Here is a 21,009-nt window from a genome sequence, read left to right on the forward strand (position 1 = left end):
TTTTTTTTTTGCAAGCAGGGTTTTAGTCGCGGTTGCCGCCAAAAATACCCAGTATCGACAGCAGATTGACGAACACGTTGTAGACATCCAGGTAGATCGCCAGCGTCGCCGAAATGTAATTGGTTTCGCCGCCGTTAATTACTTGTTGTACATCAAACAAGATGTAAGTTGAAAAAATGGCGATTGCGACGACGGAAATGGTCAGTTGCAGTGCCGGCAATTGCAGGAAAATATTGGCCAACGAGGCGACAATGATTACCAGCAACCCGGCAAACAGCCATTTGCTCATGCCCGAGAAGTCGCGTTTGGACACGGTAGCAACAGTTGCCATGACGCCGAAAATCAACGCGGTACCGCCAAATGCCGTCATGATCAGTTGGCCGCCGTTGGAAAAGCCGAGCGTGTATTCGATCAGGCGCGACAGCATCAGACCCATGAAGAACGTGAAGCCGAGCAGGACGGCGACGCCCAGGCCGGAATTCTTGGTCTTTTCGATAGCATAGAAGAAGCCGAACGCCACCGCCATGAACACGACGAAACCGATCATCGGGCTGCCGGCGAACATGCTGAAATGCATTTGTACGCCCAGCCATGCGCCCAGTACGGTTGGAATCATGGACAATGCAAGCAGCCAGTATGTGTTGCGCAGCACGCGATTGCGGGCGACGGCGCTGGTGCTGACAGTTTCAAATGCGTCTTGCGGATATTGGTTCATTGTTCCTCCAGTAGCGTTAAATGCGAACAGAGCATAGCACGACGCTCCTTGCATGAGACAGTGGCGTATCAATGAAGTTCTTCGGATCGTTGTCCGTCAAATTTGTCAGAGTGTCATGTTTTACAGCGAATATAGGCTGATAAACGGCCTTTTCGTGGTAGAATCAAAGGTTGATTGAATTGTTAATTAACAGCTTTAACCCTTTCTTTTTATTGGAGTTTTTACACATGGCAATTGAACGCACCCTGTCGATTATCAAACCGGACGCAGTTGCGAAAAACGTGATCGGTCAGATTTATACCCGTTTCGAAAACGCCGGCCTGAAAATCATCGCTGCGCGCATGATTCATTTGTCGCGTGCCGAAGCAGAAGGTTTCTACGCGGTCCACCGCGAACGTCCATTCTTCAAGGATCTGGTCGACTTCATGGTCTCCGGTCCGGTGATCGTGCAAGCCCTCGAAGGCGAAAACGCGATCCTGAAGCACCGCGACCTGATGGGCGCCACCGATCCGAAGAAGGCAGAAAAGGGCACAATCCGCGCCGATTTCGCCGATTCCATCGACGCCAATGCCGTACACGGTTCCGACGCGGCAGAAACAGCGAAAGTTGAAATCGCTTACTTCTTCCCGGCGCTGAATATCTATTCGCGTTAATTTGCAGCAAAGTTGCCTTGAAGTTTGGCAGTCCATGCATCAAGGTTAACCATAGCGGTACATGTTATGACAACAGCTCTCACCAATCTGCTGGATCTGGATCCCGCACAACTCGTCGCCTATTGCGGCGAGTTGGGTGAGAAGCCGTTTCGCGCAAAACAATTGCAGCGCTGGATTCACCAGTATGGCGTTGCCGACTTTGCCGAGATGACCGATCTCGCCAAATCGCTGCGCGAAAAACTGGCCACGCGCGCCCATGTGACGGCGCCGGCCATCATCAGCGATCACACTTCCACCGACGGCACCCGTAAATGGCTGGTGGATGTCGGCAACGGCAATGCCGTTGAAACCGTGTTCATTCCCGAAGAGACGCGCGGCACCTTGTGCATTTCCACCCAGGCCGGCTGCGCCGTCAATTGCCGTTTCTGCTCGACCGGCAAGCAAGGCTTCAACCGCAACCTGAGCGTCGGTGAGATCATCGGTCAGTTGTGGATGGCCGAGTTCGAGTTGCGCAAGACCAAGGGCGTGGAGCCGGGCCCCAAAGGCGAGCGCCAGATCACCAACGTGGTGATGATGGGCATGGGCGAGCCTTTGCTGAATTTCGAGCCTACCGTTACCGCTTTGAAACTGATGCTCGACGATAACGCGTATGGTCTGTCGCGCCGCCGCGTGACGCTGTCGACCAGCGGCGTGGTGCCGATGATCGACAGGCTGTCGCAAGAGTGTCCGGTGGCGCTGGCAGTGTCGCTGCACGCGTCCAACGATGCGCTGCGTGACGGTCTGATTCCCTTGAATAGGAAATATCCGCTGTACGAATTGATGGCGGCGTGCAAACGCTACCTTGAATTCGCACCACGCGATTTTGTGACTTTCGAATATTGCATGCTGGACGGCGTCAACGATAGCGACGCGCATGCGCGCGAACTGGTGGCGCTGGTGCAGGGTGGCGGCGACGGCAAGGCCGCGGTGCCATGCAAATTCAATCTGATTCCGTTCAATCCTTTCCCCGAGTCTGGGTTGAAGCGTTCGCACAATCCGCGCATCAAGGCGTTTGCCCAGATCCTGATGGATGCCGGCATCGTCACGACCATCCGCAAGACGCGCGGCGACGACATTGATGCCGCCTGCGGCCAATTGGCGGGCGAAGTCAAAGATCGCACGCGTGTGCAGGAGCGCATGCAAAAGATGACCGAATACCAGCAAAAATTCGGCAAGGATTTCGGCCGCATCGTGGAGATCTCCGAGTGAAGAAAAGCTGGCAGAACGGTGTAGTTGCCTTGATGCTGGCGCCTGCTTTGCTGCTGACCGGATGTGTTTCTGCTAAATCCGACAAGCCAGAGCTTGTCGGCGATGTTGTTCCCCGCACCGTGATTCCGGCTGATGCGCAAAAGCGTGCCGACATTCGTTTGCAACTGGCGATCGGTTACTACGAACAGCGCCAGTTTGCGGTGACGGTGGAGGAGGCCGGTCTTGCCTTGCAGGCTGTTCCCGATTTTGCCGAGGCGTACAGCATGCGCGCGTTGGCCTATATGGAGATGGGGCAGGTGCAGGCGGCCGAAAGCAATTTCCTCCGGGCGCTGAATCTGGCGCCGGGCAATCCTGATTTTGCAAATAACTACGGTTGGTTTTTGTGCAACGACAACCGTGCCGCCGAGGCGATTCCATATTTCGAGGCGGCTGTCGGCAATCGAGCCTACCAATCTCCGGGTAAGGCATTGGCCAATGCTGGTGCGTGTAGTTTGAAGCTGCGGGATGTGCAGGCTGCGGAACGTTATTTTTCACGTGCTTTTCAGTTTGACCCGGCCAGTCTGACGACTAATGTCAATTTGACCAGGCTTTATTTTGACCGTCGTGAATTCGAGCGGGCGCGCTTTCACATCGGTCTGGCGGTAAACAATGGCGTCTTGGATGTGGATACGCTATGGCTTGCCATCAAGATTGAACGTAAACTAGGCAATCAATCAGCCGAAAATGAACTGGCGGCGCAGTTGCGTCGTCGCTATCCGTCTTCGTCAGAATACGCGGCTTATCAACGTGGAGCATTTGATGAGTGATCAGCAGGGAAATGAAGCGCCAGTCTCGGGCTTTGCATCGGGGACAGAAGAGGTAAGGCCGGCAGCATTACCCGGCGCGCTATTGGCTGCACAACGTCAGGCCAGGGGGTGGTCTGTGGAGCATGCCGCCAGTCAGTTGAAATTTGCAACGCGGCAAGTGCTTGCCCTTGAGGCGGACAATTATGCCGCGCTGCCTGGCCCGGTCATTGTCCGGGGGTTTGTACGTGCGTACGCCAAGCTGCTGGGCATGGATTCCAATGTCCTGGTGGCGGCGTTGCCGCAAGAAGCGCCTGTGCAGAATGCGCCTATCGCACCTCAACGCACGCTGTCGACGCCGTTTTCGGAGTCGCCCCTGCCATTGGGCAATCGCAGCAAAATGTCGTTTGGCCTGGCAGTCGGCATTATTCTTATAGTGGTATTGGTCGGTGCGGCAGCGGTCCTGTACCGTACCGATCTGCTTAACGATGTGCCTCAACTGGCCTGGCTGAAACATGCTGTCAAGCCGGCAGCGGCGTCGGAAGAGCCGCCGGCTCAGGCGCAAGCCGATATTCAGCAGGATTTGCCGCCTGAAGTGCAGGACGGTTCCGACAAGAGCAAGCTGGAGAAGGCCGAGTCAGCGATGGTGGATGCGGCCAGCTCGGCGATCACGAGCGTTTCCGATCATGTGGCGAACGCGGTTTCGCCGCCTTCCCAGCCGGAACCGGCGGTTTCCGCGAAGGCCGCGCCATCGACCGACCCGGCGCAACCCAAAGTCGCAGTGGCGCCGGTGAATCCTGCCTCTCCTGTGACAGGCAATCTGAGCATCAGCAACAGCAAGGATTTATTGCGCCTGACGTTCCGCGAGGACTCGTGGGTGGAAATTCGGCGCGGCGACAAGTCGACCATGATTTCGCGCCTGCTCAAGGCCGGTACCACGGAAGCCTTCGATATCACCGAACCGGTTACGTTGGTGGTCGGCAATGCTGCCGGCGTTGATGCCAGCTTGCGCGGCGCCAGATTGGATCTGGAAACCAGCGCCAATAGCAATGTGGCTCGTTTGAGTCTGAAATGAACCTGAAATAAAGCGCGTATGTCTTCTTCGCCTTCTCCGATTGCATCTGGTCCATTGGGCCGTCGTCAAAGCCGCCGCGCCGTCATCCGATATGGCGATCGCGAAGTTGCGGTCGGCGGCGGCGCCCCGGTCATGGTGCAATCGATGACCAATACGGATACCGCCGACGCCATCGGCACTGCAATCCAGATCAAGGATCTGGCGCGGGCGGGGTCCGAAGTGGTGCGCATCACCGTCAATACGCCGGAAGCTGCGGCGGCAGTGCTGGCCATCCGAGAGCAACTGGATCGCATGGGTGTGGATGTGCCGCTGGTGGGCGATTTCCATTACAACGGCCATACGCTGCTCAACGATTATCCCGACTGCGCCAGGGCGTTGTCGAAATATCGCATCAACCCCGGCAATGTGGGCAAGGGCGCCAAGCGCGATACTCAATTTGCACAGATGATCGAAGCGGCCTGCCGCTATGACAAGCCGGTGCGCATCGGTGTCAACTGGGGTAGTCTCGACCAGGCTTTGCTGGCGCGCATCATGGATGAAAATGCTGTACGCAAGGAGCCGTGGCCGGCGCAAGCCGTGATGTACGAAGCGCTGGTGACGTCCGCTATCGAGAACGCGCAGCGCGCCGAAGAGCTGGGGCTGGACGGCAACAAGATCATCCTGTCCTGCAAGGTCTCCGGCGTGCAGGACCTGATCGCCGTTTATCGCGAATTGGCACGCCGCTGCGATTATCCGTTGCATCTCGGTCTGACCGAAGCAGGCATGGGCAGCAAGGGTATCGTTGCGTCGACGGCGGCCCTGTCGGTGTTGCTGCAGGAAGGCATCGGCGACACCATCCGCATTTCGCTGACGCCGGAACCGGGCGGCGACCGTACCCGCGAAGTCATCGTCGGCCAGGAGATCCTGCAGACCATGGGCTTGCGCAAATTCACGCCGATGGTGATCGCCTGTCCGGGGTGCGGCCGTACGACCTCGACCGTGTTCCAGGATCTGGCGGACAAGATCCAGACCTATCTGCGCGAGCAGATGCCGGTATGGAAGGGCGTGTATCCCGGCGTCGAAAGCATGAACGTCGCCGTCATGGGTTGCATTGTCAACGGTCCGGGCGAATCCAAGCATGCGAACATCGGCATCAGCTTGCCGGGCACCGGCGAATCGCCCGCCGCGCCGGTGTTTATCGATGGCGAAAAGCGTATGACATTGCGCGGCGACCGCATCGCCGAAGAATTCCAAACCATAGTGCTGGACTACGTGCAAACGCATTACAGCAAGCAAACCGCGGCCTGAACTGTGGCCAGAACTCGCCTGAGGGCGGGCCTTTGCGCAGATGGCCGCCGACTGAACAAACCTGAAAATCACTAGCATGTCTGAAAACAAGAAAATCGAAAAAATCGTCGGCGTCAAAGGGATGAATGACATCCTGCCGGCCGATGCCCCGCTGTGGGAATTGTTCGAGAATACCGTGCACTCGGTATTGAAGAGCTACGGCTTCCAGCAAATCCGCACGCCTATCGTCGAACCGACCGCCTTGTTCGCACGCGGCCTGGGTGAAGTCACCGATATCGTCGAAAAGGAAATGTATTCCTTCACAGACTCCATGAACGGCGACAACCTGACTCTGCGGCCGGAAAACACCGCCAGCGTGGTGCGCGCAGCGCTCGAACACAACCTGACTTACGATGGTCCCAAGCGACTCTGGTACGCGGGTCCGATGTTCCGCCACGAGCGTCCACAGCGCGGCCGCTATCGCCAGTTCCATCAGGTCGGCGCGGAAGCGCTGGGCTTCACGGGCCCGGATATCGACGCCGAACTGATCATGATGTGCCAGCGCCTGTGGGACGACCTCGGCCTGCAGGACATCCGCCTGGAACTGAACTCCATCGGCGACGCGGAAGAGCGCAGCAAGCATCGCGCCGATCTGATTGCCTATTTCGAACAGCACAAGGAGTTGCTGGACACCGATGCCCAGCGTCGCCTGTACGCGAATCCGCTGCGCATCCTCGACACCAAGAATCCGACGATGCAGGAGATGGTCAATGCGGCCCCCAAGCTGCTGGACTACCTCGGCGAAGAATCGCGCGCGCACTTCGAAGGCGTGCAAAAGATCCTGCGCCACAACAACATTCCGTTCACGATCAACCCGCGCCTGGTGCGCGGCATGGATTATTACAACCGCACCGTGTTCGAGTGGGTGACCGACCAGCTCGGTTCGCAAGGCACTGTCTGCGGCGGCGGACGCTACGATCCGCTGATCGAGATGTTCGGCGGCAAGCCGACACCGGCCTGCGGTTTCGCCATGGGCGTGGAACGTTTGCTGGAGCTCATGAAAGCCGGCGGCGAGCAATATGCGCCGAACCAATGCGACGTCTATCTGGTCCATCAGGGCGAAGATGCACAACTGCAATCCTTCGTGCTGGCGGAAAGATTACGCGGTGCCGGGCTGGATGTTGTGCTACATTGCGCATCGGCGAGCGCAGGCGGTAGTTTCAAGTCGCAAATGAAGAAGGCGGACGCCAGCGGTGCGGCGTTTGCGGTCATTATTGGCGAAGATGAAGTAATGAACGCGACTGCGACCGTCAAGACCATGCGCACGGAGGATGGCGAAAGCAAGCAGGTTACGATTCCGTTTGACGGCGTGACCGATTATGTCGTGGAGCAGATCGTCGGCGATCACGACCATGATCATGACCACGTTCATTACCATCCTTAATCCCTGAACCATTTTTAGACTTATTTCATGGCATACGATCTCGAAGAACAAGAACAGTTGGCGTCCATCAAGGCATGGTGGAGCAAGTACGGCAATCTTCTGACCTGGGTAGTGATTGTCGCGTTGGCCGCTTACGCCGCCTGGAGCGGCTGGGGCATCTACCAAAGCAAGCAATCGCAACAGGCGGCGCAATTGTACGAAGAGCAGCAAAAGGCGGCTGACGCCAAGGACAACGCCAAGGACAACGCCAAGGTGCTGCGCGCCGCGACCGACATGCAAGAGAAGTTCAGCGGCACCGCGTATGCGCAGATGAGCGCGCTGGTGGCAGCGAAAGCGGCATTTGACGCCAACGACGCCGACAACGCCAAGAAACAGTTGCAATGGGTCATCGACCATGGCCGCGATGCTGAATACAAGGCGATTGCCGCAATCCGTCTGGCCGGCATCCTGCTCGATGCAAAGGCGTATGACGATGCATTGAAACTGCTAGCCGGTGATTTTCCGGCTCAGTTTGCCGGTGCGGTAGCCGATCGCAGGGGCGATATTCTGGTGGCGCAAGACAAGCGCGACGAGGCGCGAGTTGCCTACCAACTGGCGTTGGACAAGACCGACGAGAGAAATCCCGGCCGCCAACTGATCCAGTTGAAGCTCGACGCCATTGGCGGCGCCCCAGTCAAGGCTGCGGCCTGAGTGTTATTCCAACAGCGTGAAATCCGGTAAGAGGAAAAATTATATGCGTCGTGAGTCACAAGTCGTTCCCCAGCGCGTTTCCAGGCGTGCAGCTTCCCTGGCGGTCAAACTGAGCGCGTTTGCTGCGGTTGCCGTCCTGTCGGGCTGCTCGCTGTTTTCCAGCAAGAAGGAAGTGAATCCTCCGGCGCCGCTGGTTGAGTTCAAGCAGACTTTGCGCACGCAAACCGTATGGACGGCATCGGTCGGCAAGGCCGGCACCTTCCAGTTCAGCCCGGTCTTTGCCGGCGGTAGTATTTTTGCCGCAGCAGCCGATGGCGCTGTGGTGCGTCTGAATGCAGCCAGCGGCCAGGTCGTCTGGCGCGTCAATGCGGGTACGTCGCTGACGGCCGGCGTCGGCAGCGATGGCAATACTGTGGTGGTGGTAGGCGAGAAGGGCGTGGTCCAGGCTTTCGACGGCAATGGCAAATCGCTGTGGAAAGCGCAGGCGCCTAGCGAAGTCTTGTCCGCTCCTGCGATCGGCTCTGGCTTGGTGGTGGTGCGCAGCATCGATAACCGCATTACCGCATTCGACGCCGAAAGCGGTGCGCGCCGCTGGACGGTGCTGCGTCCGTTGCCGACGCTGACCCTGCGCACCGCACCGGGTATCGTGCTGGATGCGCAGACGGCCTATGTCGCTTTGCCGGGCGGTCGTCTGTCGGCGCTGGCGCTCAACAACGGCGCTCCGCGCTGGGAAGTCGCCGTGGGCGATCCGCGCGGCACGACCGAACTTGAACGTATCGCCGACGTGTCCGGCGTGCCGGGTCTGGGCGTACGCGATGTTTGCGCGGTTGCTTTCCAGGGGCGTATCGGATGTTTCGATGTCGCCAATGGCAATGTGCGCTGGATCAAGGACTTTTCGAGCGAATCCGGTTTGACGCTGGATGAGCGTTACGTCTTTTCGGCTGACGACAAGGGCGGTGTGACTGAGTTCACCCGCGATACCGGCGCCGCGCTGTGGCGTAACGGCAAACTGGCCTATCGCCGCTTGTCGCCGCCGATTGCAGTTGGCAAAGCCGTCGCGGTAGGGGATTATCAGGGTTACATCCATTTCCTGTCGCGCGACGATGGTTCGTTTGTCGCCCGTATAAGCACTGACGGCAGTCCGATTCTGGCGACGCCGATTGCCGCCGGGCAAGCCGTCGTTTTTCAAACTCAAGCAGGAACAGTCGTCGCCTTGGCGGCAGAATAATATTTAATGAAGCCGGTTATTGCACTTGTTGGTCGTCCCAATGTCGGTAAGTCGACATTGTTTAATCGGCTCACCCGTTCACGTGATGCGCTGGTCGCAGACTTGCCCGGATTGACCCGCGATCGTCACTACGGCGAAGGCCGGGTCGGCGAACGCCCCTTCTTGGTGATCGATACCGGCGGTTTCGAGCCGGTGGCCAAAGAAGGCATCATGCATGAAATGGCCAAACAGACCAAGCAGGCTGTGGTCGAGGCCGATGTCGTAATATTTATTGTCGATGGTCGCCAGGGCCTGACCCCGCATGACAAGACCATCACCGATTTCCTGCGCAAATCCGGCCGGTCGGTCATGCTGGTGGTCAACAAATCCGAGGGTATGAAGTACACCTCGGTGACTGCCGATTTCTATGAGCTGGGACTGGGCGATCCTTACGTGATTTCCGCCGCGCATGGCGATGGCGTTGCCGACCTAGTGGAGGAGGCGCTGGACGTCGCCGTGGCGCAGCGCCCCGATCTCGGCGAAGAAGTCGATGTCGCGCGCGGCATCAAGATCGCCATCGTCGGCCGCCCCAATGTCGGCAAGTCGACGCTGGTCAACACCTTGCTTGGCGAAGAACGCGTGATCGCTTTCGACATGCCGGGAACGACTCGCGACTCGATCGAGATTCCTTTCGAACGCGACGGCAAGCAATATACGCTGATTGATACCGCCGGTATTCGCCGTCGCGGCAAGGTGTTCGAAGCCATCGAAAAGTTTTCGGTGGTGAAGACCTTGCAATCGATCTCGGAAGCCAACGTCGTGCTATTGCTGCTCGACGCCCAGCAAGATATTTCAGAGCAGGATGCGCATATTGCCGGTTTTGTCTTGGAGTCTGGACGTGCGCTGGTGGTGGGGGTGAACAAGTGGGATGGTCTGCAAAGCGATCGGCGTGATGAAATCAAGATGGATCTCGAGCGCAAGCTCAACTTCCTGTCGTTCGCCAAATTCCATTTCATCTCCGCGCTGAAGTCCACTGGCATCGGCCCGCTGATGAAGTCCATCGATTCGGCTTATGCGGCGGCAATGGCCAACCTGAGCACGCCGAAGCTTACGCGCGCCCTGATTGAAGCCGTAGAACATCAGCAACCTCGCCGCAAAGGCTCCATCCGTCCGAAATTGCGCTATGCGCACCAAGGCGGCATGAATCCTCCGGTCGTGGTGATTCACGGCAACGCTCTTGAAGGCGTGGACGACAACTACAAACGTTATCTCGAGAAGCATTTTCGTGAAACTTTCTCGCTGGTTGGCACTCCACTCCGTATCGAGTTCCGCTCGAGCAAGAATCCTTTCGTACGCCAAGATAAATAAGCATCGAATCTTGGCGGTAGGTGGGAAATCGTTTACATTCATAACGCATAGATTGGTAAAGCACTTGAAATTTTTTCAGGTGCCTCCAAATCCTAATCACAACAACACAGTGGAGCTGCCATGAGCAACAAAGGGCAATTGTTACAAGACCCATTTCTTAATGCCTTAAGAAAAGAACACGTCCCCGTTTCCATCTATCTGGTCAACGGGATCAAACTGCAGGGCCACGTGGAGTCGTTCGACCAATATGTCGTTCTGCTGCGCAATACCGTGACGCAAATGGTGTACAAACATGCCATTTCGACCGTCGTTCCTGCTCGCGCCGTCAACCTGAGCCTCGATTCGGCAGAAGCGGAATAATGGTTTATCCAGCCGGCGCCATGCCGTGTGCATACTGATATGCGTGCCGCGCTAGTCGGCCTGGATTTCGGCAAGAGCGATTTTGCCGCAAGTCTGGATGAACTGTTTTTGCTGGCCAAATCGGCTGGCGCAGAACCTGTGACGACCATCACGGGCAAGCGCGCCAGTCCGGACGCCGCGCTTTTTGTCGGTTCCGGCAAGGCTCAGGAGATCGCCGATGCGGTCGCGGACCTGGAACTCGACATTGTCATCTTCAACCACGCCTTGTCGCCCGCGCAACAGCGCAACCTAGAACGGGTGCTGAAAACGCGGGTGCTGGACCGTACCAGCCTGATCCTCGATATTTTCGCCCAACGCGCCAAAAGCCATGAAGGCAAGGTGCAGGTCGAACTCGCTCAATTGCAACACTTGGCGACCCGCCTGATTCGTGGGTGGACTCACTTGGAACGGCAAAAGGGCGGTATCGGCCTGCGCGGCCCGGGCGAGACCCAGCTCGAAACCGACCGCCGGCTGCTGGGAGATCGCGTCAAGGCCTTGCGTGGCCAATTGGACAAGTTGCACCGCCAACATGCCACGCAGCGCCGCGCACGCGGTCGCAATGATACGTTCTCGGTGTCGCTGGTCGGTTATACCAATGCCGGAAAATCGACGGTTTTCAACGCCCTGGCCAAGGCCGGCGTGTATGCCGCGAATCAACTGTTTGCCACGCTCGACACGACCTCGCGTCGGGTTTACCTGGGTGAAGTGGGGCATGTTGTCATTTCCGATACGGTCGGTTTCATCCGTGAACTGCCTCACCAATTGGTGGCGGCTTTCCGTGCGACGCTGGAAGAAACCATCCATGCCGATTTGCTGCTGCATGTTGTGGATGCGGCAAGTCCGGTGCGCATGGAGCAAATCGAGCAGGTCAATCTGGTGCTCAAGGAGATTGGCGCAGAGCATATTCCCCAAATCCTGGTCTGGAACAAGATCGATGCCGCCGGGCTGGAACCGGCGATCGAACAAGACGAGTATGGTAGAATCCACCGGGTTTTTGTCAGTGCGAAAACTGGTGCTGGCCTGGATTTGTTGCGGCAGGCAATTGCCGATTCGCTCAGGTCGTCGATTGAAGCGCGCAGGGGCGCTCAATCGCAGATTCTCGATTCTCAAGATATGCACGCGCATTAATCAGTTGGCGTGAACCGCTACGGTTGGTCGTGCAGGCGGTTCTGAGGTTGGCGGGCATTCCTTTTGATTCTTTAAATTACTAAGCCGGATCGCAACGCATGCTTGTTTCTCTATTCAAAAAACTCGGTTTGAAGTTTTCGCTGAACGACCCCCAATGGGGGCGCGGTTCGCAAGACGACAACAACCGTCAAAATCAGAATAACGGTGGTAATGGCGGCAAGAAGCCGGAAGACGGCCCTCCCGATCTCGATCAGCTCTGGCGCGATTTCAATCAGCGTCTGAGTCGCATGTTCGGCAAGCGTGGCAATGGCGGCGGTTCGGACAACGGCGATGGCGGCTTCAATCGCGGTGACATCAAGGGCGCAGGCATCGGTGCCGGGGTAATTGCCATCATCGTCGCTTTCCTGTGGCTGGCCAGCGGTTTCTTTATCGTGCAGGAAGGCCAGACGGCTGTCGTCATGACCTTCGGCAAGTATAGCCATACCACGCTGCCGGGCTTCAACTGGCGCTGGCCGTATCCAGTGCAAAGCCATGAAATCGTCAACGTGTCGCAAGTGCGCACTGCTGAAATCGGCTATCGCAGCAACGCCAAGAACAAGCAATTGAAGGAAGCCCTGATGCTGACCGATGATGAAAATATCATCGATATCCAGTTTGCCGTCCAGTACAAGTTGAAGAATGCCGCCGAATGGCTGTTCAACAATCGCGATCAGGACGAAACCGTGCGTCAGGTCGCCGAGACCGCCATTCGTGAAATCGTCGGCCGCAGCAAGATGGACTTCGTACTGTATGAAGGCCGTGAAAAAGTTGCACTGGATGTCGGTCAACTGATGCAGCAAATCCTTGACCGTTACAAATCTGGCGTGCAGATTACCAATGTCACCATGCAAGGCGTGCAACCGCCCGAACAGGTGCAGGCAGCCTTCGATGATGCCGTCAAAGCAGGCCAGGATCGCGAGCGTCAAAAGAACGAAGGCCAGGCCTACGCCAACGATGTGATTCCGAAAGCCAGCGGTGCGTCTTCGCGTCTGCTGGAAGAAGCTGAAGCCTATCGTTCGCGCATCGTCGCCAATGCAGAGGGCGATGCGGCCCGCTTCAAGCAGGTTCTGGATGAGTATCAGAAAGCGCCTGCCGTGACGCGCGACCGCATGTATCTGGAAACCATGCAGCAGATATTTTCCAACACGACCAAGGTCATGGTGGACGCCAAGAGCGGCAACAACTTGCTGTACCTGCCGCTGGACAAGTTGATCCAGCAGACCGACAGCACCGCCGCCAAGCCGACGACGCCGTCGCCGGCAGCCGCCGCGCCAACACTTCCAGGAACAGATCCAGTGTATCCAGTCGATGTCCAGCGCGACTCCCGTAATCGGGATGCGCGTGATTCCCGCGATCGGGAGGTACGTTAATGAGCCGCCTGATCACCAGCATCATCGTTGCCGTCATCGCCATCTGGCTGGTGTCGTCAACCATTTTCGTCGTCGAACAGCGTCAGTCGGCCATCGTCTTCGCCCTCGGCGAAGTCAAGCAAGTGGTGACCGAGCCGGGTCTGCATTTCAAGTTGCCGCCGCCGTTCCAGAATGTGATCTATCTCGACAAGCGCATCCAGACCTTGGATACGCCTGATGCTGACCGTTTTATCACGGCAGAGAAGAAGAACGTCCTGGTGGACTCCTTCGTCAAGTGGCGCATCGTTGATCCTCGCCTGTATTTCATCAGCTTCGGCGGCGATGACCGTCGTGCGCAAGACCGTCTGTCGCAGATCGTCAAGGCGGCGCTCAATGAAGAAATTACCAAGCGTACCGTGCGCGAAGTGATTTCCGGCGAGCGCGGCAAAGTGATGGACGCGATCCAGCGCAAAGTCGCCACTGAGGCCAAGCAGATCGGCGCCGAAATCATTGACGTCCGACTGCGCCGGGTTGATTATGTCGAGCAGATCAACAATTCCGTCTATGAGCGCATGAAGTCCGAGCGCGCCCGCGTGGCCAATGAACTGCGCTCCACCGGTGCGGCAGAGTCGGAAAAAATCCGCGCCGATGCGGATCGCCAGCGTGTCGTGATCCTGGCGGAAGCTTACCGCGATGCCGAAAAGATCCGCGGCGCCGGTGATGCCAAGGCCTCCCAGATTTATGCGCAGGCATTCGGCCAGAATCCTGAATTCTTCAAGTTCTACCGTAGCCTTGAGGCATACCGTGCGAGCTTCAAGAACCGGCACGATTTGATGGTAGTGGACCCCAATTCCGAATTCTTCAAATATTTCAAGGGCGTAGGAGGCGTCAGCGCCAAGAAATAGAGCATGGGAAGATCGTGATATAACAGAAGTTCGGGGTTCAAGGGGTTCAGAGAACCCAGGAATGGATGCCGCTGGTTCGAGGGTATCCTTCTGTTTTTTGTTGCTCTGGTATTTCTTTCGAGTATTTGTTTCCCCAACATTGACGCAGTTTCCATCAGGCATACGCTTCTTCGGACGCGTGTGCCTTGCTGCGTGTGGTGGGGGTTTGGTTCAGACATATTTTTGGATTGAATTGTGTTATGCCTAACTGGCTTCTTCCTGAAAACATTGCCGACGTCTTGCCGTCCGAAGCGCGCAAGATTGAAGAGTTGCGCCGCAGCATGCTCGACAATTTCCGATTGTACGGCTACGAGATGGTCATGCCGCCGCTGCTCGAATATCTGGAGTCGCTGCTGACCGGCGCCGGGCAGGACACCGACCTGCGCACCTTCAAGCTGGTGGATCAGTTGTCGGGACGTACGCTGGGTATTCGCGCCGACATGACCACGCAAGTGGCGCGCATTGACGCCCATTTGCTCAATCGCGATTCCGTTACGCGCCTGTGCTATGCCGGCAGCGTGCTGCATACGCGTCCATCTGGTTTGCACGCCACGCGCGAACCGCTGCAGATCGGCGCCGAGATATATGGTCACGCTGGTCTCGAAGCCGATGCTGAAATCCAGGAACTGGCGCTGGCGTCGCTGGCGCTGGCCGGTATCGACAAGGTGCGCCTGGATCTGTGTCACGTCGGCGTGCTGCGCGCAATCATCGCCAAGGATGAGAAGGCGAGCAAGCAGGCCGCACAATTGTTCGGCTTGCTGGAAGCCAAGGATATTCCCGGTCTGCAGGTCGTGACGAAAGATTATCTGCCGACTACGCGCGACGCCTTGCTGGCGCTGCCCGGCCTGTATGGCGACATCGATGTTGTCGCCAAGGCGCGCAAGGTCTTGCCGTCAATGCCCGGCATCGCCCAGGCGCTGGACGAACTGCAGTCGCTGGCGCGACTGGCGGGCGAAGCCAATGTCACCGTCGATCTGGCCGACTTGCGCGGCTACCATTATCACAGTGGCGTGATGTTTGCGGCGTATGTGCCGGGCCTGCCCAATGCGGTGGTGCGTGGCGGCCGTTACGACCACGTCGGCGAAGCATTCGGACGCGCCCGTCCAGCGACCGGTTTTTCCATGGATTTGCGCGAACTGGCCCGTCTGATGCCGGGTGCGGAAAGAAAGCGCGCAATTCGCGCGCCATGGGGTACCGAGGCCGGTTTGCGTGAGAAAATAGCGGAATTGCGCCAGGCCGGAGAAATTGTCATTCAAAGTCTCCCGGGACACGAGAACGACCAGGACGAGTTCGACTGCGATCGCGCAGTGGAGCTCAGCAATGGAAATTGGATTATCAAAAATTTGGGTTAAGCCATGTTACAGAAAAGCAATGCAAGGAATGTCGTCGTCATCGGTACGCAGTGGGGCGATGAAGGTAAAGGCAAGATCGTCGATTGGCTGACCGATCATGCGCAAGGCGTGGTGCGTTTCCAGGGCGGCCACAATGCCGGCCATACACTGGTCATCGGCGGTCAGAAGACCGCACTGCAACTGATTCCGTCCGGCATCATGCGTCCTGGCGTGGCTTGCTACATCGGCAATGGCGTGGTGCTGTCCGTGCCCGACCTGCTGCGCGAAATCGACAAACTGCATGCGGCCGGCGTTGAAGTCGCCACGCGCCTGAAAGTGTCGGCGGCCTGTCCGCTGATTCTGCCTTACCACGTCGCCCTGGACGTGGCGCGTGAAGCTGCGCGCGGCGCCGCCAAGATCGGCACCACCGGCAAGGGCATCGGCCCGGCCTACGAAGACAAGGTCGCCCGCCGCGCCATTCGCGTTGCCGACCTGCTCAATGAAAAGCGTTTCGCCGAAAAGCTGCTGGAGAACCTGGACTACCACAACTTCGTCCTGACCCAATACCTGAAGACCCAGCCGGTCGACTACCAAAAGACGCTGGACGACGCGCTGGCCAATGTGCCGCGCCTCAAGCCGATGGTCGCCGACGTTTCCAACGACCTGCACATCGCCAACCAACAAGGCGCCAACCTGCTGTTCGAAGGCGCGCAGGGCAGCCTGCTGGACGTCGACCACGGCACCTATCCGTTCGTGACCTCGAGCAACTGCGTGGCCGGTAATGCCGCTGCCGGCGCCGGCGTCGGTCCCGACATGCTGCATTACATCCTGGGCATCACCAAGGCCTACACCACGCGCGTCGGTTCCGGCCCGTTCCCGGCAGAACTGCCGACCGATGCCGGCGTCGGCAAGCACCTCGCTTCCGTCGGCCACGAATTCGGCACCGTGACCGGCCGCGCGCGCCGCTGCGGCTGGTTCGACGCCGCGCTGCTCAAGCGTTCGGTGCAGATCAACGGCGTCTCCGGCATGTGCCTGACCAAGCTGGACGTGCTGGACGGACTTGAGTCGCTCAAGCTGTGCACCGGTTACACGCTCAACGGCAAGACCGTCGATATCTTCCCGGTCGGCGCCGAAGAGGCCGCAGCCTGCCAGCCTATCTACGAAGAAATGCCGGGCTGGAAAGAATCGACCGTCGGCGTACAATCGCTGGAGGTTTTGCCGCAGAACGCACGCGCCTACATCAAGCGCATTGAGGAACTGGTGGGTGTGCCGATCGACATGATTTCGACCGGCCCCGACCGCGAAGAAACCATCGTGTTGCGCCATCCGTTCAAGTAATTCGGCAAAAGCAATTCTGTACGACGAGCATCAGAAAAATGAAAATATCCGACGACAAAGACCTGTGGGTCTCCTGGGATGATTACAACCGCAGCATTGAAAAGCTGGCCCTGAAAGTGTTCGAGTCGGGCTGGCAGTTCGATCAGGTCCTGTGCCTGGCGCGCGGCGGCCTGCGTCCCGGCGACGTATTCTCGCGCATCTTCGACGTGCCGCTGGCGATCCTGTCCACCAGTTCTTACCGCGAAGCGGCCGGCACCATTCGCAGCAGCCTGGACATCGCCAAATACATCACCATCACCAAGGGCAGCCTGTCGGGCCGCGTCTTGCTGGTGGATGACCTGGTGGATTCCGGTGTGACGCTGCAGAAGGTGCAACTACACCTGAAGGAGCATTATCCGGCCGTGACCGAGATCAAATCGGCCGTGTTGTGGTGGAAGGCCTGCTCGATCATCGAGCCGGATTACCATCTCGACTACCTGCCGACCAATCCGTGGATCCATCAGCCGTTTGAGGACTACGACGGCCTCGGCCCGCATCAGTTGGCGGCATGGGTCAAGAAGGGCGAGTCGAAGTAATTTGGTGTTTCTTGCGCCGCAAATGAAAAGAGCTTACGCATCGGCGTAAGCTCTTTTTTTATGCTCAAGGCCGGCGCTCCGGTAGGGCGTCAGGGAATCACCTTGCGCCGGCGGAAATCGTCGAAGATGTCCATGAACATGCGTTCCGTCTCGACATATTCATGGAAACCGAAGCGGCGCGCCTTGGAGCTGTCTCCGAACATGTCGTAATCCCACGAGAAGACGAAGTCGCTGAACTCCCATGACGACAAATCTGTAAAGCTGTGCGGAGCGAGGCCATGCTTTCCGGCGATCTGTTTCCACAGATCGGCCTTGTCGGCCATCACGCTCGTCAACGATAACGGCAGCGGCGGCGCCGCTTCCAGATCGAAGTAGCGGGCGATTTTCGGCCACATTTCGCTCCAGCGGAACAGGTCGCCGTTGCCGATGTTGAAAGCCTCATTCGCGCAGCGCGGATCGGTCGCCGCCCATGCCGTCGCCTTGGCCAGCAGGCCGGCATCGGTCATTTCCAGCAGCTTGTCGTAAGAGCCAGGTTTGCCGGGAAAGCGCAGCGGCAGTCCCAGTTCTTTCGACATCGAGGCGTACACCGCAATCGCCAGCGCCAGGTTCATTGGATTGCCCAGCGCAAAACCGCCGACCACCGCCGGACGTATGCCCGACCAGCTCCACGGCTTGCCCTGTTGGCGGTTCTCCAGATAGGTCTGCTGGTCGAACATGAATTCCGGCGGCATGAAATGCGCATCGGTCTCGCGCGCCGGCGTCTTGAAGGGACCGAGGTGGCCGCCGTAGACCTTGTAACCCTGCATCAGGCTGACGTGCTGCAAGTTGCCGGCGACAGGTTCGATGCTTTCCAGCGTATTGACCAGCATCGCCAGATTCGGCGCCACCAGCTCGGCCCAGGTCGGGCGGTGCTGGTAGGCGGCGTAGAAAATGTGCGTGACTTGTCGCAGGCCGCCCAGTTTGGCGCGGGCATCTTCCTTGTCGAGCAGGTCCACCGCGATGTGCTGCGTGCGGCCGGCCGACTCGCCGCCGCGGCGCGACAGGCCGACGACGTTCCAGTCGTCCTGATCGCGCAGATGAGCGATCAGGTTGCAGCCGATAACGCCTTGGGCGCCGACCACCAGGGCGACTTTTTGCGTGTCCATGGCAGATGCTCAGATTGGTCGGATGGATTTAACAGACTTCGCCGACGGTACTGAGTCTGGATGCCGCCGCCGTTTTGCGATCGAGCTTCCAACTGATCAGCGCTACCACCAGTCCGCCGGCGGTGATCAGCGCTGCAACCAGCGCCACGGCGTTGAGGCCGGGGCCGTGGTCGATGGTGACGCCGCCCAGCCATGCGCCCAGCGCGTTGCCGAGATTGAAGGCGGCGATATTCACGGACGACGCCAGGTTGGGCGCGCCGGCGGCTTTTTCCAGCACGCGCATTTGGAGCGGCGGCACGGTGGCGAAGGCGGCGGCGCCGAGCAGGCCGACGGTGATCACGGCAGCCAGCTTGTAATGGCTGGTGAACGAGAACAGCACCAGCACGCCGGCCAGCAGCACCAGGCTCGTCACGAGGGTGGGCATCAGGTACTTGTCGGCGAATTTGCCTCCCAGCAGGTTGCCGCCCACCAGGCCGACACCGAACAGCAACAGGATCGGCGACACTGCGCCAGGCTGAAAGCCGGTGATGTCGGTCAGGATAGGCGCGATATAGGTGAAGGCCGCGAACACGCCGCCAAAGCCCAACACCGTCATCAACAGGCCCAGCAACACTTGCGGGCGGCCTAGCACGCGCAGTTCGCTGCTGAAGTCGGCATCTTGTCTGGCATCCGAACGTGGCACCAGATAGGCGGTCGCCAGCAAGGCGACCACGCCGATGGCGCTGACTGCCCAGAATGTCGAACGCCAGCCGTAAGCCTGGCCCAGCCAAGTGCCGAAAGGCACGCCCAGCACGTTGGCCACGGTCAGGCCGGTGAACATCAGGGCAATCGCCGAAGCCTGTTTTTCCTTGGCGACCAGGCTGGTGGCGACTACCGAACCGACGCCGAAGAAAGCGCCGTGCGAGAACGAAGCAACGATGCGAGAAATCATCAACACGGTGTAATCTGGCGCCAGCGCACAACCGAGGTTGCCGATGACGAACAGCACCATCAGGCCGACCAGCAAGGTCTTGCGCGGCAGTTTGCCGGTGGTGGCGGTGACCAGCGGTGCGCCGACGAACACGCCGAGCGCGTAGCCGGTCACCAGCAGCCCGGCCGATGACAGGGTTGTCCCCAGATTGGCGGCGACTTCGGGCAACAGGCCCATGATGACGAATTCCGTGGTTCCTATCGCGAACGCGCTGATGGCCAGCGCCCATAAAGCAATCGGCATGATGCACACTCCCTTTAATGATTGACAGGGGGCATTGTGAGGCTTAAGTTTGTTGAGAAAAATACCGTTAAAATCAAAAAATATTTGAATCGGAGTCAATAATGACCATGCAATCGGATGAAATGCGCATATTTATCGCCGTGGTCGAGGCCGGCAGCCTGAGTGCTGCCGCCGAAGTGCTGGAGCAGACCACCTCGGGCGTCAGTCGGGCGCTGACCAGGCTGGAAGAGAAGCTCGGCACCAGCCTGCTGACGCGCACTACGCGCCGCATGGAATTGACCGAAGAAGGGCAGGTATTCCTCGAACAGGCGCGCGAGATCGTCGCGGCCATGGAACAGGCGGAAGAGTCGATCCGCATCCGCAGCCAGAAACCGGTCGGCAAGCTGCGCGTCGACGCCTCGGTACCGTTCATGCTGCACTGTATCGTCCCGCATGTCGGCGCCTTCCGCGAAGCTTATCCCGATATCGAACTCGACCTGACCACCAATGACCGCTTCATCGATCTGGTCGAGCAGCGCACCGACATTGCCATCCGTATCGGTGAATTGCAGGATTCGACCTTGCACGCCAAGCCGCTGAGCTCGGCCCGGCTGCAATTGCTGGCCAGTCCGGACTACCTGCGTCGCCACGGCACGCCAAAGACGGTCAAGGATCTCGACAAGCACCAACTGATCGGTTTCACTCAGCCGGAAGGCCTGAACCATTGGCCGCTGCAACATGAAGACGGCGATCGTTACCCGATCAAGCCGGCGTTTCGCGCCTCCAGCGGCGAGACCATCCGCCAGTTGGCATTGCATGGGCAAGGCATCGTCTGCCTGTCCAACTTCATGTCCGATGCCGATGTCGAAGCGGGCCGGCTGGTGCGGGTGCTGGAAAAATCGCACACTGCATTCCGACAGAAAATCCATGCGGTGTACTACCGGAATACGCAGATTTCCCGGCGTATCAGTTGCTTCCTCGATTTTCTTCAGTGCAAACTTTGATGTATCGCGAAGCCGGAGAAGTCAAAGCGAACCAATAACCGTAAGCCGGGTCTGGAGCAAGGCGCCATGATTTTGACGGCGCTCGTAACGGCACTGAGCCTCAAACGAAAAATAATG

At 58.4% G+C, this 21,009-nt stretch carries 20 protein-coding genes; 17 read left to right on the plus strand and 3 right to left on the minus strand.

Annotated features, from left to right (window positions below; genetic code table 11):
• Nucleotides 1-22 precede the first annotated feature (22 nt).
• Nucleotides 23-715, minus strand: a complete 693-nt coding sequence (locus RV1423_RS14150; RefSeq protein ID WP_034297681.1) for a Bax inhibitor-1/YccA family protein — start codon at nucleotides 713-715, stop codon at nucleotides 23-25.
• A gap of 227 nt (nucleotides 716-942) precedes the next feature.
• Between RV1423_RS14150 and ndk the strand changes: the two genes are divergently transcribed.
• The 16 genes from ndk (at nucleotide 943) to RV1423_RS14230 (ending at nucleotide 17,551) form a co-directional block, all read left to right on the plus strand.
• Nucleotides 943-1,368 (plus strand): nucleoside-diphosphate kinase, encoded by a 426-nt coding sequence (gene ndk / locus RV1423_RS14155; protein ID WP_034297683.1) that lies wholly within the window; start codon nucleotides 943-945, stop codon nucleotides 1,366-1,368.
• Between the two features lie 66 nt (nucleotides 1,369-1,434).
• The gene (gene rlmN / locus RV1423_RS14160) at nucleotides 1,435-2,616 is read left to right on the plus strand and encodes a 23S rRNA (adenine(2503)-C(2))-methyltransferase RlmN (protein WP_034297686.1); all 1,182 of its coding nucleotides are present in this window, start codon (nucleotides 1,435-1,437) and stop codon (nucleotides 2,614-2,616) included.
• Nucleotides 2,613-3,422: a type IV pilus biogenesis/stability protein PilW gene (gene pilW / locus RV1423_RS14165; RefSeq protein ID WP_034297689.1), complete on the plus strand. Its 810-nt coding sequence runs from the start codon at nucleotides 2,613-2,615 to the stop codon at nucleotides 3,420-3,422. The genes rlmN and pilW overlap by 4 nt, the downstream gene beginning before the upstream one ends.
• Entirely contained in the window at nucleotides 3,415-4,473 is a 1,059-nt protein-coding gene (locus RV1423_RS14170) for a RodZ domain-containing protein (RefSeq protein WP_034297691.1), read from the plus strand. Before pilW ends, RV1423_RS14170 begins: the two co-directional genes overlap by 8 nt.
• Before the next feature lie 18 nt (nucleotides 4,474-4,491).
• A complete protein-coding gene (ispG, locus tag RV1423_RS14175; protein WP_034297694.1) occupies nucleotides 4,492-5,760 on the plus strand; it encodes a flavodoxin-dependent (E)-4-hydroxy-3-methylbut-2-enyl-diphosphate synthase in 1,269 nt (422 codons plus the stop codon).
• 76 nt (nucleotides 5,761-5,836) lie between these two features.
• The gene (gene hisS / locus RV1423_RS14180) at nucleotides 5,837-7,183 is read left to right on the plus strand and encodes a histidine--tRNA ligase (protein WP_034297696.1); all 1,347 of its coding nucleotides are present in this window, start codon (nucleotides 5,837-5,839) and stop codon (nucleotides 7,181-7,183) included.
• 27 nt (nucleotides 7,184-7,210) lie between these two features.
• Nucleotides 7,211-7,873 carry a tetratricopeptide repeat protein gene (locus tag RV1423_RS14185; protein ID WP_034297698.1) on the plus strand — a complete coding sequence of 221 codons (663 nt, stop codon included), beginning with the start codon at nucleotides 7,211-7,213 and terminating at the stop codon, nucleotides 7,871-7,873.
• A gap of 43 nt (nucleotides 7,874-7,916) precedes the next feature.
• Nucleotides 7,917-9,101, plus strand: a complete 1,185-nt coding sequence (bamB, locus tag RV1423_RS14190) for an outer membrane protein assembly factor BamB (RefSeq protein WP_034297700.1) — start codon at nucleotides 7,917-7,919, stop codon at nucleotides 9,099-9,101.
• Between the two features lie 6 nt (nucleotides 9,102-9,107).
• On the plus strand, nucleotides 9,108-10,448 hold the full coding sequence (der, locus tag RV1423_RS14195) for a ribosome biogenesis GTPase Der (protein WP_034297702.1): 1,341 nt from the start codon (nucleotides 9,108-9,110) through the stop codon (nucleotides 10,446-10,448).
• 120 nt (nucleotides 10,449-10,568) lie between these two features.
• Nucleotides 10,569-10,808: an RNA chaperone Hfq gene (hfq, locus tag RV1423_RS14200; protein WP_034297704.1), complete on the plus strand. Its 240-nt coding sequence runs from the start codon at nucleotides 10,569-10,571 to the stop codon at nucleotides 10,806-10,808.
• A 39-nt stretch (nucleotides 10,809-10,847) separates the two neighbouring features.
• Nucleotides 10,848-11,975, plus strand: coding sequence for a GTPase HflX (gene hflX / locus RV1423_RS14205; protein ID WP_034297707.1), 1,128 nt, complete (start codon nucleotides 10,848-10,850; stop codon nucleotides 11,973-11,975).
• 98 nt (nucleotides 11,976-12,073) lie between these two features.
• A complete protein-coding gene (hflK, locus tag RV1423_RS14210) occupies nucleotides 12,074-13,384 on the plus strand; it encodes an FtsH protease activity modulator HflK (RefSeq protein WP_034297710.1) in 1,311 nt (436 codons plus the stop codon).
• Nucleotides 13,384-14,268 carry a protease modulator HflC gene (gene hflC, locus RV1423_RS14215; protein WP_034297713.1) on the plus strand — a complete coding sequence of 295 codons (885 nt, stop codon included), beginning with the start codon at nucleotides 13,384-13,386 and terminating at the stop codon, nucleotides 14,266-14,268. Before hflK ends, hflC begins: the two co-directional genes overlap by 1 nt.
• 239 nt (nucleotides 14,269-14,507) lie before the next feature.
• A complete protein-coding gene (locus RV1423_RS14220) occupies nucleotides 14,508-15,659 on the plus strand; it encodes an ATP phosphoribosyltransferase regulatory subunit (RefSeq protein WP_034297716.1) in 1,152 nt (383 codons plus the stop codon).
• Between the two features lie 3 nt (nucleotides 15,660-15,662).
• A complete protein-coding gene (locus RV1423_RS14225; protein WP_034297717.1) occupies nucleotides 15,663-16,976 on the plus strand; it encodes an adenylosuccinate synthase in 1,314 nt (437 codons plus the stop codon).
• A gap of 38 nt (nucleotides 16,977-17,014) precedes the next feature.
• Nucleotides 17,015-17,551 carry a phosphoribosyltransferase gene (locus tag RV1423_RS14230; protein ID WP_034297720.1) on the plus strand — a complete coding sequence of 179 codons (537 nt, stop codon included), beginning with the start codon at nucleotides 17,015-17,017 and terminating at the stop codon, nucleotides 17,549-17,551.
• A gap of 89 nt (nucleotides 17,552-17,640) precedes the next feature.
• Here the strand turns inward: RV1423_RS14230 and RV1423_RS14235 are convergent, their stop codons facing one another.
• Both RV1423_RS14235 and RV1423_RS14240 read right to left on the minus strand, forming a co-directional pair.
• Nucleotides 17,641-18,696, minus strand: a complete 1,056-nt coding sequence (locus RV1423_RS14235; protein ID WP_034297722.1) for an SDR family oxidoreductase — start codon at nucleotides 18,694-18,696, stop codon at nucleotides 17,641-17,643.
• Between the two features lie 28 nt (nucleotides 18,697-18,724).
• On the minus strand, nucleotides 18,725-19,909 hold the full coding sequence (locus RV1423_RS14240) for an MFS transporter (protein ID WP_034297725.1): 1,185 nt from the start codon (nucleotides 19,907-19,909) through the stop codon (nucleotides 18,725-18,727).
• A 101-nt stretch (nucleotides 19,910-20,010) separates the two neighbouring features.
• On the opposite strand from RV1423_RS14240, the gene RV1423_RS14245 reads away from it, so the two are divergent.
• Nucleotides 20,011-20,892 carry a LysR family transcriptional regulator gene (locus RV1423_RS14245; protein ID WP_034297728.1) on the plus strand — a complete coding sequence of 294 codons (882 nt, stop codon included), beginning with the start codon at nucleotides 20,011-20,013 and terminating at the stop codon, nucleotides 20,890-20,892.
• Nucleotides 20,893-21,009: the final 117 nt, after the last annotated feature.

Source organism: Herbaspirillum sp. RV1423 (assembly GCF_000577615.1).
GTDB lineage: Bacteria > Pseudomonadota > Gammaproteobacteria > Burkholderiales > Burkholderiaceae_D > Herbaspirillum.

Coding starts and splice junctions, on each gene's coding strand:
- RV1423_RS14150 (WP_034297681.1), bottom strand. CDS start 715: ATGAACCAATATCCGCAAGACGCATTTGAAACTGTCAGCACCAGCGCC.
- ndk (WP_034297683.1), top strand. CDS start 943: ATGGCAATTGAACGCACCCTGTCGATTATCAAACCGGACGCAGTTGCG.
- rlmN (WP_034297686.1), top strand. CDS start 1,435: ATGACAACAGCTCTCACCAATCTGCTGGATCTGGATCCCGCACAACTC.
- RV1423_RS14170 (WP_034297691.1), top strand. CDS start 3,415: ATGAGTGATCAGCAGGGAAATGAAGCGCCAGTCTCGGGCTTTGCATCG.
- ispG (WP_034297694.1), top strand. CDS start 4,492: ATGTCTTCTTCGCCTTCTCCGATTGCATCTGGTCCATTGGGCCGTCGT.
- hisS (WP_034297696.1), top strand. CDS start 5,837: ATGTCTGAAAACAAGAAAATCGAAAAAATCGTCGGCGTCAAAGGGATG.
- RV1423_RS14185 (WP_034297698.1), top strand. CDS start 7,211: ATGGCATACGATCTCGAAGAACAAGAACAGTTGGCGTCCATCAAGGCA.
- bamB (WP_034297700.1), top strand. CDS start 7,917: ATGCGTCGTGAGTCACAAGTCGTTCCCCAGCGCGTTTCCAGGCGTGCA.
- der (WP_034297702.1), top strand. CDS start 9,108: ATGAAGCCGGTTATTGCACTTGTTGGTCGTCCCAATGTCGGTAAGTCG.
- hfq (WP_034297704.1), top strand. CDS start 10,569: ATGAGCAACAAAGGGCAATTGTTACAAGACCCATTTCTTAATGCCTTA.
- hflX (WP_034297707.1), top strand. CDS start 10,848: ATGCGTGCCGCGCTAGTCGGCCTGGATTTCGGCAAGAGCGATTTTGCC.
- hflK (WP_034297710.1), top strand. CDS start 12,074: ATGCTTGTTTCTCTATTCAAAAAACTCGGTTTGAAGTTTTCGCTGAAC.
- hflC (WP_034297713.1), top strand. CDS start 13,384: ATGAGCCGCCTGATCACCAGCATCATCGTTGCCGTCATCGCCATCTGG.
- RV1423_RS14220 (WP_034297716.1), top strand. CDS start 14,508: ATGCCTAACTGGCTTCTTCCTGAAAACATTGCCGACGTCTTGCCGTCC.
- RV1423_RS14225 (WP_034297717.1), top strand. CDS start 15,663: ATGTTACAGAAAAGCAATGCAAGGAATGTCGTCGTCATCGGTACGCAG.
- RV1423_RS14230 (WP_034297720.1), top strand. CDS start 17,015: ATGAAAATATCCGACGACAAAGACCTGTGGGTCTCCTGGGATGATTAC.
- RV1423_RS14235 (WP_034297722.1), bottom strand. CDS start 18,696: ATGGACACGCAAAAAGTCGCCCTGGTGGTCGGCGCCCAAGGCGTTATC.
- RV1423_RS14240 (WP_034297725.1), bottom strand. CDS start 19,909: ATGCCGATTGCTTTATGGGCGCTGGCCATCAGCGCGTTCGCGATAGGA.
- RV1423_RS14245 (WP_034297728.1), top strand. CDS start 20,011: ATGACCATGCAATCGGATGAAATGCGCATATTTATCGCCGTGGTCGAG.